Annotated in this window: 7 protein-coding genes, 1 tRNA gene and 2 pseudogenes; 5 read left to right on the top strand and 5 right to left on the bottom strand. The window is 44.9% G+C overall.

The annotated features are described in order from the left end of the window. Nucleotides 1-111: 111 nt before the first annotated feature. Nucleotides 112-1,047: a cobalamin-binding protein gene (locus E5S67_RS29300; protein WP_172192615.1), complete on the bottom strand. Its 936-nt coding sequence runs from the start codon at nt 1,045-1,047 to the stop codon at nt 112-114. 66 nt (nt 1,048-1,113) lie between these two features. After that, a complete protein-coding gene (locus E5S67_RS29295) occupies nt 1,114-3,786 on the bottom strand; it encodes a glycosyltransferase family 39 protein (RefSeq protein ID WP_172192614.1) in 2,673 nt (890 codons plus the stop codon). A 132-nt stretch (nt 3,787-3,918) separates the two neighbouring features. Here E5S67_RS29295 and E5S67_RS29290 point away from each other — a divergent pair. Next, a tRNA-Phe gene (locus E5S67_RS29290) sits at nt 3,919-3,991 on the top strand. 318 nt (nt 3,992-4,309) lie between these two features. Here E5S67_RS29290 and E5S67_RS29285 read toward each other — a convergent pair. Beyond that, nucleotides 4,310-5,596: an aliphatic sulfonate ABC transporter substrate-binding protein gene (locus E5S67_RS29285; protein ID WP_216670794.1), complete on the bottom strand. Its 1,287-nt coding sequence runs from the start codon at nt 5,594-5,596 to the stop codon at nt 4,310-4,312. A 220-nt stretch (nt 5,597-5,816) separates the two neighbouring features. Between E5S67_RS29285 and E5S67_RS29280 the strand changes: the two genes are divergently transcribed. After that, on the top strand, nt 5,817-6,485 hold the full coding sequence (locus E5S67_RS29280; protein WP_172192613.1) for a cadmium resistance transporter: 669 nt from the start codon (nt 5,817-5,819) through the stop codon (nt 6,483-6,485). Nucleotides 6,486-7,207: 722 nt separating this feature from the next. On the opposite strand, the pseudogene E5S67_RS29275 reads toward E5S67_RS29280, so the two are convergent. Then, a pseudogene (locus E5S67_RS29275) lies at nt 7,208-7,447 on the bottom strand (DNA methyltransferase); the annotation flags it as partial. A 441-nt stretch (nt 7,448-7,888) separates the two neighbouring features. Between E5S67_RS29275 and E5S67_RS29270 the strand changes: the two are divergent. Both E5S67_RS29270 and E5S67_RS29265 read left to right on the top strand, forming a co-directional pair. Then, the gene (locus E5S67_RS29270) at nt 7,889-8,110 is read left to right on the top strand and encodes a helix-turn-helix domain-containing protein (protein ID WP_172192612.1); all 222 of its coding nucleotides are present in this window, start codon (nt 7,889-7,891) and stop codon (nt 8,108-8,110) included. Next, nucleotides 8,111-8,722, top strand: a pseudogene (locus tag E5S67_RS29265) (ScaI family restriction endonuclease). Here the strand turns inward: E5S67_RS29265 and E5S67_RS29260 are convergent. Further along, the gene (locus E5S67_RS29260; RefSeq protein WP_172192611.1) at nt 8,714-9,562 is read right to left on the bottom strand and encodes a DNA-methyltransferase; all 849 of its coding nucleotides are present in this window, start codon (nt 9,560-9,562) and stop codon (nt 8,714-8,716) included. The pseudogene E5S67_RS29265 and the gene E5S67_RS29260 overlap by 9 nt on opposite strands. A 170-nt stretch (nt 9,563-9,732) precedes the next feature. On the opposite strand from E5S67_RS29260, the gene ribBA reads away from it, so the two are divergent. Continuing rightward, nucleotides 9,733-11,448: a bifunctional 3,4-dihydroxy-2-butanone-4-phosphate synthase/GTP cyclohydrolase II gene (gene ribBA, locus E5S67_RS29255; protein ID WP_172192610.1), complete on the top strand. Its 1,716-nt coding sequence runs from the start codon at nt 9,733-9,735 to the stop codon at nt 11,446-11,448. Nucleotides 11,449-11,860: the final 412 nt, after the last annotated feature.

The raw sequence follows: 11,860 nt of genomic DNA, 5'->3' as shown, positions 1-11,860 counted from the left end.
TATTTCAATTGTTTGCTAAATATAATCTTTTCAATTTTCCTAACTTGAAAAGATTTGATGCCTTTTCACAATTCATTTAGGATTGCTATAGATAAAGCTTTATGTGGGTACTTACAAAAATGGCTGCCAACCCTTACCCCGATAGCCAAAATCGAAGATTTCGGGATGGAGAATTTCTGCTAAAATTTCTAACGAATCAACCAATCTCGGCCCCGGTCGATTAAAGTAAGAATTGCCGTCAGTTATGTAAACTTTCCCGGTTTTTACTGCTGGCAAATTAGCCCATTCTGCGTATTTAGTTATCTGCATTGCTTCGCTGCGAGTGCGGTTTAAATCAAAACCGCAAGGCATGAAAATAATTACATCGGGATTAGCTTCTACTAGCAATTCCCATTTTAACCAAGGGGAATGTTCGCCAACAATTCCAAATAGCGAATTGCCTCCCGCCATTGCGACTAATTCGGGAATCCAGTTACCTGCAGCCATCAAAGGTTCAATCCACTCGATGCAAGCTACTTTGGGAAGTCTCTCTTTTGTGGTAATAATAGAAGATGCTTGTGTTTTTGAGGTAATAGCATCAATGCGGGATTGCAAAAGGTCGATCGCACTTTTGCCATCTACGCCCAAAGCATCAGCAACTCGCTGAATATCCGTCCAGATTTCTGCTAGCAGATTCGGCTGCAAAGAAATAATTTCCGGCTTGCTATTTACCAGCGTGCTTACCGCTTGTTCAACCTCTGTTAGAGAACAAGCGCAGACTTCACATTGAGCTTGAGTAATAATGTGAGTCGGCTGCAATTTTTCCAAAGTATCTATTTCTACTTTATACACGCTGAGGGCATTTTGCAACAATTCTGTCACGCGGTTGTGAATTTCGCTGCTAGTTCCTTCGGGATTGAATTTAGGCTGAGTGCAAACAGGTAAATTTTGGATTTCTGGGGGATAGTCGCATTCGTGGGAACGGCCCACAATTGCATAGGTTAATCCTAAAACTGCTACAATTTCGGTGGCACTGGGAATTAGAGAGACAATTCTTGGTTGGTTCATTGGTTTTCTGCTTTTTACCGATTCGGAAGCACAGGCGGGACGCCCGTGCCACAATAAAAGGGATTGTTAAATTTTTAGTTTTTTTAAGAATTGCAAATCTTGCCATGCTTGAATGAGATTACCTTGCATCAGTTCCGCTACACCGTTTAAAACTCTAATTTCCGGTAGGTTGGAGTTGAGAGCGAGAGCAGGTTTTAAGGCTGTTTGAGCGGCTTTGGGATGCCAGCCGTACAGGTGTACGAAAGCGAGATAGGCGTAAGCGTAAGGGTTTTTTGAGTCGAGTTGAGTGACTTTTTCTAAGGCGGCGATCGCACTTTTGACATTCTGCTGCAATACCCGAGAAAATGCCAAAGCATAAGCCAATTCTAGATTATTTGGTTCCTGTTTCAACCGATATTCTAATGCTTGTTCCGCTTGTACGGTATAATCTTGAATTGGATCGTACTGATTGATGCGCCCAATCTGCTCGAACACGGGTTCTAAACCGGGCAATCCTTTGGGTAAATTAACCGCCATCGCCCGCAATTGAGTCACCAAATCTAACTCAGGCTTATCAGTATTATCCTCGTTTCCAGGCTCTGCCTGAGAACGCATATCCAGAGGCTCTGCCTCGATTTTAACACTAACTGCCGGCACATTTATCGGATAAGTTTCGCCGGTTTTCCGATTTAGATAAGTAGCTTGCAGATTGTAAGTTCCCGGTGCAATATTAGCAGGAGGAAGCATCGCTGTGCGATCGACAACTCGAAACCCCACAGCAAATTTATCCGCTTCCAGCATCCCCGGATGCAAAGTCGCCTGGGCGATCGCGCGATCGTGTAAAATCTTGAAAGTCTGTCCCAGTGGAATATCGCCAGACTGCTGATTTTTCCACGTTACCAACACTAAACCAGACTGCAATTGCTGCCAAGGCCCAGACCAAGTATAAGTAACCGGCAGCGCGACTCCGGGAACTGCTTTTCCCCCGACAGTAACTCGATCTAATTGTACTTGCGATCGCGCTTCATTCAACGGCTGTATTTCGACAGGCTGCACTCGCTTGCGATAAAGATTTAAATTAGTATAATCTGGCAAAACCCAAGTTTTATCTAACTCAAATTTATCGCCTTTTTCAATTGCCGTTACTGCTGCATTTTGAGCATTTTTAATCCTTTCGCGGATCGAACCTTGCGGGCCAGTTTTCGTTACGAACCAAGAGAGCGATCGCACATCTTGCGGCACTTGTTTTAAATTCGTTCCCACCTGCCGCCCGTAAACCTGAAAATTAGCCAAAGCACCGTAAAAATTCAAATTATGCTGGTTAATTTCCGGCGTCGAAGGCAACACGCCTAAAGTAGATTGCAAATAAGGTTCCCTATCAATAATTTCTGCAATTACCTCTCGGTGCGGCCACTCTTTCCCCAAGTAAGGATAGTTAGAGTTGCCGGGACTGATAATTTGGACTAAGCTATGTCCAAAAGCACCTCCCACCGGCCACATATGGAACAGCATCGCCAGAATTGCCAAGCCAATTGTACCCCAGCGAATTTGTCGTCCCCACCGAGAAGGCCACAACGTTAAACAGTATGCTAAGAAAATAGATAAAACTGGCAAATAAGGTATCACATATCGGTCGTCTTTGTTTATATTTAGAGAATTAATTAAATAAGCTCCTCCCCAGAAAACAGCCAGCCAGCGACAGGAGTTGAGATGCAAGATTGACGAACTATTTTGCCGGCGACGCCAATAAAGTATCAATCCTACTAAGGGAATAAGTAACAGAGGCCAAGAAATGTGTTCGGGTAAGTGTTGACCGTAGTAAATCCAAGCATCGATCGTATTGATGCCCGGATCTCCTTCGGCGATCGCAGAATCCAGCGTTGCCCGTTTTCCCCCGGTCAAAATTAACAACCAATTGGTTTTCGCCCAGGGCCCAAACACCGCCACCGACAGCAACAGAGCACCAGTTAATTGACCTAATCTTCCCCAAGCTTTTTGCCGCACAGCACCCACAGCCAACCACACAATCGGGGTAAATAGAAATAATACGGTAGTGTGTTTAACTAATATTGATAAACCGAGAGAAATTCCAAAGGCGATCGCCCAAAAGAAAGACGACGCGGAGAGTGGGGGAGTGTGGGAGGGGGAGAATTTATACTTTTTCTTTGTTCGTTCCTCCAACTGAGTTCTATTGGTTACATCCGTTAAATCCGTTGCCGAACTTCCTTCTTCCTTCTTCCTTCTTCCTTCAGAAGCCTTCCACATCGTCAGACAATAGAAAGCAAAAGTAATCGCAGCAGTGAGGGGATAGTCGAGTAAAAATTGTAAGCGGAACCGATAAAGCCCCGGTAACAAAACGCAAATTGCAGCGGCCCACAAACCGACTTGCCGGTTAAATAATTGGATGCCCAGACTGTAGACTGAAGCGAGGAGAATTGCACTAAATAATAGATGAACGAGGGTTGCCCGATCGCCCCCAGTACCGAAAACCTGAAGAAACGGAACCGTTAAGATGTATGCCAAGGGCGGAATTTTCGTCGAAAGCAGCCAGAAGTTTGTCCACCACTCCCCGGAAAACCACTGAGGATGCTGCAACGCCTGCAAGTATTTCAGGGTGCTAGTCAGGTAGTCTGCTTGATCCCACGCCGGGACAGATCGATCGAGGGCAAACCAGAGGCGATCGCTAATTGCCCCCAGCAGCCAAATTATACCCAAGACAAGCAGACTCTTACTTCCGCTGTCCCGATGTTGCTGTGCCATTGCGATTCTTGGATTTTAGGTTGCAGCTTTTAGCTTACAGGCGGGCGGTTCCGGGCGATCGAAAATTAATTAGAAAAAGTGCTTGCTAAATTCTGTGTGTGTCTGCTAAGATAGTAAAGCGCGAAAAAACAAGCCGGGATAGCTCAGTTGGTAGAGCAGTGGACTGAAAATCCACGTGTCACGAGTTCAAGTCTCGTTCCTGGCATCGCAAAGCCCTCACAAAGTTGAGGGCTTTTTTTTAGGAAAAATGCGGGCAATGCAGCTAATCAAGATTTAGGTTTGCCGGTGGCGGAGCGACAACCCCGCCGGAAACCCAAACAGAGCTGATATTTAACCGACTTGTGCTCAAAAAAAGATACCTCGTATCAATTGCGGTTGCACGAGCCAGATGACTGTTGACTGTTGATTCGGGGTCGAAAAACTGAATGATGGTTCAGTGTTGAATGTTGACTCGATTTTACGCCCGACGATGAAGCGCTGATTTGATATCAGACAAAAATTACACTCGAGTTTAATTGTCAGATTAATAAGTCCAGTTTTGCTTGGTCTGCAAGCTATAGGTTCCATCTTTCACATTCACCCGCTCAGGAATCAGATCTAAATCTCTAAATATATTTGCCTGGTGCTGTAGGGCCGTGAGCGATTGGTCGTCGATCGGGATAATAGCACGTTCGGCACTACGTTGCTGTAAAATTTCTACAATGGATGGATCTATTTCATGGTGCTCTGCCAATCGCTTAGTAGCTTCTAATTCCTGTTTCTTAGCCCAAGCTCCCCCTTCATTTACCTCTTCTAAAATCACCTTGAGCAAGTCGGGATAGTCGCGTACCAACTCTGGAATCGCGTAGTAATAGGTCGGAACTTCTAAAGAGGCTTTGTCACCAAAGATGCTCTCTAAGTCTGCAATCGAGCACCCTGGATAAGCACTTCGGACTTGAGTTGTCGTGTAGGGAACCCAAATCACCCAAGCATCGACCTCACCCGCGCGGAATAGGGGCAGCGCCTGTGGCTGGGTCAGATAAATTGGCTCAATGTCACTAAACTCTAATCCCACTTTTGCCAGTGCTCGCACCAGCACATAATGAGCACTTGAGCCTTTGTCAAAAGCTATCTTTTTACCCTTCAGGTCGGCAACCGTCTGAATTGGCGAATCTTCTGGTACTAGAATCGCTTGACCTTTGGGAGCAGTATATTTTTCTTTAGCCACCCGCACAAACACATGATCTGCTGCTTGCGAGAAGATGCTGGCCGTCCCACCGCCGCCGCAGAAATCGATCGCCCCATTGCTTAATGCTTCTATCAGAGCAGAAGCTGATAAGAAGCTTGTCCAAGTAACACTCAGCCCAAATGGTCGCAAACGGCTTTCGAGCCAACCTTTAGCACGCAGGACTTCCAGATTTGTCATACCCTCTGGATAACCGATTTTGAGTTGCTTGAGCCGCCGCGCTTGCTCAGCTAAGGGTGTGTTGCCCGATTGAGCAGAACGGTTAGAAAACCAGCGATCCAAAAATACACAAAAAAGTATGCCCCCCACAAACAGTCCCACCGTTTCCAGTAACCGGATTGTTGATTCTTTAGGCAATTTGACCTGATTTACGTGACTTACTAGAGGGGAGAGTACATTGCCAGAGGCAGAAGCGGCAACAGCATGACTGTCAAAAGCCAGACTCAAGACCAAAACCGAGACCAGGCCGATACAAAATAGGCCTGCAAACCGATAGGCGGCCGATCTACGAGTGGCCGAACTGAGCGACCGTAAGATATTTTGACCTGCGCCTCTAGGCAGAAGGTCAATCAAACGGCTAATCATAATGACTCCTTTGATAAACACAGGTGATGGACGCTGGATGAGCTGAAGATGGGGGATCGAGTCAAAGCACCGCTTGATACGGAGAAACTACCAGATTTGCTTGCTCGTTACACCCAATATGCGATACTCACATTATCATACCGAGATGATGGTGATTTTTCACAGCGGTTGAGAAATCTGTAGTTTCGGCGATCGGATAGGTGTTGAGTGAGAGATGGTAATGGATTGGTTAATTGCAACAATTAAGATCGGACTGGCTGTTGCTGTCGCAACAACGTTTGACGACAACATTTATCTGACTGCCTTCTTCAGTGAGGTTAATCGTACTTTTCGTCCTAAACACATTGTGGTGGGTGAGCTTATAGGGTTCACCGCATTAATGATGATAAGTTTAGTTGGTTTTTTGCTGGGGCTAGCAATTCCCTCAACTTGGACGGGGCTACTGGGGATTTTGCCGATACTCATTGGCTTGAATAATTTACTCAACCTTAACAAGGATGATTCAGCCGAAGATAAGTCAGATAATCTGAAAAGAAACTCTAAATTTCGCGGATTTGATTCTCGGCAGCGATCGCTCTGGGACGTAATCCGCGATCCGCAGACTTATCGCGTTTCTGCAGTCACGATTTCTAACGGTGGTAACAATCTTGGCATCTATATTCCCCTATTTGCTACTAGCAGCATTCAAAATATGGCTGTGATCGTACCTATTTGCTATTTTATTGTTTGCTGCTGGCTGTTTATGTCCTATACTCTGACGCATCTACCTGGTATTGCTTTGGTACTCAGCCGTTATGCGAGCAAGTTTTTCCCTTTCGTGCTGATGTGGCTGGGTTTCAGAATTCTGATGGACAGCGAATCCTATCGTCTTTTTCTACCGAACGCTTGACAGACAAAGGCGATCGAAGCATCGATAAAATCCCTGACAACAGTACCATTCCCTACAATAAAGGAAGAAAAAAGACTTTAACATTATAGAATAATACCAAAAAAAGCGAGACCGTAAATCCCAAATTAGTGGTCTATCAATTTAATCTCCTTGCCATTCCCGATCTTGCAGTTCCTTTTGAGGGACTAGCGACGTGCCTTCAATTTATTGCCTGGTTGCTGTTGTGACTTCGCAGTTACTATTCAAGCAATCGATCGGAGTTGAACGGAAACAGAGGTAAAAATAATCTCTGTATCGCTGGTTGTGCTAGTCATTCATACCCGCCAATCCATTCTCAACAGTCCGTCCGGAAAATACTTGTTGATGGCGTTGCCATCAAGCATCGGAGTGACAATAATCATTCCCTGGACATCTTGGCAACCCTGCTCGGATTTCAACCATTGCCTTTGAGTTTTGTGCTGGTTCTGGGGGCTTTTGGTGCTGCTTATGTTACTGCTGCCGAGAATGTGAAACGAGTGTTTTGCATTCTCGTAAAATTTTATTTGTCAAGGCGCAGCACTTATGAATTTAGACAGACATTCCTAATTTTTTGAGCAATTATCGGCTTTAGTAAGCTAGCCACGCGAGATTGCCGCTGAGTGTTCAGCGATCGCTTTACTTAACCTCCAACGTTCTATTTGATACCAATCTATAAAATAGTTAAAGTTTATAAATTGCTGCAATTACCAACCATAGAATAAAGATAAATGTGCTTCTCTGAGTTCCTTGTCCGTCAAAAAATCATCAACTCGATTAGGCTCAATATCACAGTAATCAGCCATAATTTCAAATCCGATCGCTTGACCCTGCAAACTCAGAGCCACAATTGCTGTAGTACCGGAACCCATAAATGGATCTAAAACAATTTCGTTTAAATTCGATGCAGACTTGATGATTCGATCGACAACAGCAACAGGAAATTGAGCGGGGTGAGGCGTGCGTTATTTTGAAGCTCGGTTTTTCCCCAGATGCAATTGCCCAATGAAAAAAGGTAAACACAAACGGTACTGTAACCCAGGCTCCAATCACGACGGCGAAAATGCTTTCACTGTGTCTAAGGGGAAGTTGAGACTTAACTAGGAGAGTAAGAGTGTAAAGCAGTGCACAGGCTCGCATCCAGGAGATAGGATAAGGGAGCCACTTTGGCTAAGTTATTGCGGTCATCTGAGAAAATCGTATTGTGTGGTAACAAGATTTTCTCAGATGTTGGGTCAGCGTTTTAAGAATAGCGCTACTTTCTGGGCAGTGCGATCGTCCAGAAAAATGGCTGGACAGTGCCAGACTGCCAAGTTGATTGAAACTTTTTTTAAATTAACACTCATAGTGTGTAGATTTAAAGCCGTTACAAGCTTTAAATTTTTCTAGTGAAAAAAAATATAAAGCTTAAAATATTTGGCGAACAGGTTCGGAAATTGAGAAAAGCTAGGGGGCTAAGCCAAGAGGAGTTAGCTGAACTAGCAGAACTGCATCGAAATTACATTGGCGGCATTGAACGTGGCGAGAGAAATGTTGCACTTCTGAATATTGTGCGTCTAGCTAAAGCTTTGGGAGTATCGCTAAGCGAATTGTTGGAGGGGATAGAGTAAATGACTTCACCTTATGCGGGGCTTGCCACAGCAGATTGGGCAGCAAAAACCAGGGAACTGATAGAGATACATCCACTTAACCCGGATGAAATATATGAAGTAGTAATTTAAGTCTGGCGAGAAATATTTGAATCTAATCTAACTAGCAAAAACTATAAAATAGGTGTCGATTTATTTCCCCGCCCCCAAATTATGGGATACTTTTTGCACGAACTCATCCCATTAGAATTGGCTAGGCGATACCCAGAAATTTGGCGCCGCGAAGAAAATGCTACTGAAAAAGATCTGGTCTGTCTTCTAAATGATTGCTTCTCGATCGAGATTAAAACCTCTTCAAGTAATCGTAATACATATGGAAATCGCAGTTATACTCAACTAAGCACTACTGGTATAGAAGGAAAAAAGAATAAATCTGGCTATTACCTTGTTGTTAATTTCCAGAAATTCAACAGAAACATTCAAGGCTCACAAGTCCCGCAGATTAATTTAGTCAGATTTGGATGGTTAGACCGAGAAGATTGGCAAGGTCAAGCCGCTGCAACAGGACAACAAGCGAAATTAAGTCCTGCTGTTGAACGTTATAAATTGCTGCAATTACCAACTTTAGAATAAAGATAACTGTGCTTCTCTAATTTCCTTGTCCATCAAAAAATTATCGATTCTATTAGCCACAATCTCACAGTAATCAGCCCTAATTTCAAATCCAATAACTTGACGCTGCAAACCCAGAGCCACAATTGCTGTAGTACCGGAACCCATAAACGGATCTAAAACAATTTCGTTTAAATTCGATGCAGACTTGATGATGCGATCGACAACAGCAACAGGAAATTGAGCGGGGTGAGGCGTACGTTCTTTTGAAGCTCGGTTTTTCCCCGACGTAACTTTTGGGAACTGCCAAACATCCGTCGGATTTTTGCCTTTTAAGTTTACTTTAATCTTGCCGTTCTTTTTCTGATTCGGATATTTCACATTTGGGTCGCGCACTTCATCCAAATTAAATGTATACTTATCTTGATTTTTCACATACCAGAGAAACTTTTCATTGCGGGGTGAAAAGAACTTGCTGCCAGCAACTCCCGCGCCGTAGTTCCAGACAACTTTTTGAATCAGATAAAAAGGCACTTTGTCCCAAAGCAGGTAGGAAATCGGAATTGCTTTTGCCCGATCGCGAATTGACAAATAACCTAAATTCAGCCAAAATGCTCCTCGATCGAGCGTTACTCGGTAAACCTCCGCTATCCACTGCTCGCACCAGTTTAAATACTCATCTAACACCAAGGATTTTTCGTACTCTTTGCCGATGTTATAAGGCGGGCTGGTAACGGTTAAATCTACAAATTTATCGGGCAGCAACTTCAATACTTCCAAACAGTCCATGTTATAAATTAAGCAATTAGGAGCTTGGAAGTACGGTTTACCTAAAAGCCTCGCGATATCAGTCAAGCTCATGCAATATTAGGGAAAGATTTTATTGACAAAGTACAATATTTATAGTAAGTGAGTTCAGAAATCTTGTCAAACTCATCTCGATCCGGGAATGCCCCTGTCGGAAACAAAAGGTTACAATCAAAAATAGATTCTATTTCCATAACATTACTGTTTATAGCTTGAACTTCTCAGTGCCCAATAACCACACCTCAACACAATCATTTCAATTTGACTCGATCGACAGCGCCCTCGCAGACCTCAAAGCAGGTCGCCCCCTGGTAGTAGTCGATGACGAAAATCGCGAAAACGAAGGCGACGTGATATGTGCCGCCCAATTCGCCACCCCCGACAACATCAATTTTATGGCCGTGAACGCGCGAGGTTTGATTTGTCTGGCTTTGAGTGGTGAAAGGCTCGATCGCCTGGAATTGCCCCTGATGGTCAGCAAAAATACTGACAACAACCAAACTGCCTTCACCGTCAGCATCGATGCAGTCAACGGCGTCAGTACCGGTATCTCCGCCGAAGACCGGGCGCGCACCATCCAAGTAGCGATCCACCCGGACACCAAACCTCAAGACTTGCGCCGTCCCGGTCACATTTTTCCCCTGCGGGCGATCGACGGCGGCGTCCTCAAACGCGCCGGTCACACCGAGGCCTCGGTTGACCTCGCCAGACTCGCGGGCCTGTATCCTGCCGGCGTCATCTGCGAAATTCAAAACCCCGACGGTTCGATGGCGAGGCTGCCCGAATTGATCGAGTACGCCAAAATCCACAACCTCAAAATCATCAGTATTGCCGACTTAATTAGCTACCGGCTCAAGCACGATCGATTCGTCCGCCGCGAAACCGTCGCCAAATTGCCCACTCAATTCGGCGAGTTTATGATTTACGCCTACCGCGACACCCAAGATAATTCAGAACACGTTGCTATTGTCAAGGGCGACCCGGCAGAATTTAAAGACAAACCCGTGATGGTGCGGGTGCATTCCGAATGCCTGACCGGCGATGCTTTGGGTTCCCTGCGCTGCGACTGCCGGATGCAACTGCAAGCAGCACTGAAAATGATCGAAAATGTCGGTTCTGGCGTCATCGTTTACTTGCGCCAAGAAGGTCGGGGCATTGGATTGGTAAATAAACTAAAAGCTTACTCCCTGCAAGATTTGGGATTGGATACCGTAGAAGCCAACGAACGGTTGGGATTTCCCGCCGACTTGCGGAACTACGGCGTCGGAGCGCAAATGCTGAACGATTTGGGAGTTAAAAAAATTCGGTTGATTACCAACAACCCGCGCAAAATTGCCGGTTTGAAAGGTTATGGAATTGAAGTAGCCGATCGCGTCCCCTTACTAATTGAAGCCACAGATTACAACTCGATCTATCTAGCAACAAAAGCCGAAAAACTCGGTCATATGCTGCTGCAAACTTATTTAGTAACAGTGGCGATTCAGTGGAACGAAACGAAGGAAGAAGGTAGAAGCCAGAAAGCAGAAGGAAAAGAGGAAGATTCTGCCATTCACAATCGGTACGAACACCTCGAAAAGCTGCGGCAGTTGGCGGCTAGCCAGCACTTGTTGCTGCAAGAAGAAGCGCGGCCGGTGGGAATAGCCCTTTTCGGAGAAGGCTCCCTCATCGTTCACCTCGGCTTCGATCAAGCCGGACTCGCAGCCCCCGATTGGTACAAAGATCCAAACCATCCTTACGTCAAGGCGATCGGTCAAATTCTCGGCGAAATAGCCACCTGGTCGGATTTGCAAAAATTAGAATTCCTGGTTTCCTCCGGTGCAGATCCGCTCAAAACCCTGCAAGTCCAGCTCGATCGCGAGACATTCCTTTTGTCGGAATTAACCAGAATTTGCGATCGGCTCGAACCTCAAAAAATTTATAGTTTTGCTCCTATTCCCTGAAGGCAGAAGGTAGAAGGCAACCCCCCCTACCCCAGCAGGGGGGAAAGCAGAAGCCTAGAAAAACTGTGAATTGCAGAACAATACTTGTTGATACCAGCATCTTTCTTTCCTCAGAAAGCAGCAGCCAAGAAAAACAGTGGATAACAATGTGGATTCCCGTCTAACAAGTCGATGCAGCGAACACTTGAGAGATCGTCGTAGATGCACGTTTATCTTATTAAGCAGTATTAATAGTCATTAAATCCTTAAATAGGACTTTTAGTTAATGTTAATTTTTTTAGACATTAGACATCTCCAAAAACAATTAAAGCCTTTGTGTAACTACTGGAGTTTAGACTAGGCAGCAAGAAAAGACTCAGCAAAGGTGAGTTGAAAATAAATAGACTTCAGATCTGAAAATCTACACTACTAA

The organism is Microcoleus asticus IPMA8, from assembly GCF_013179805.1.
GTDB classification, from domain to species: Bacteria; Cyanobacteriota; Cyanobacteriia; order Cyanobacteriales; family Microcoleaceae; genus Microcoleus; species Microcoleus asticus.
This window is presented reverse-complemented; position numbering and strand designations above follow the sequence as displayed.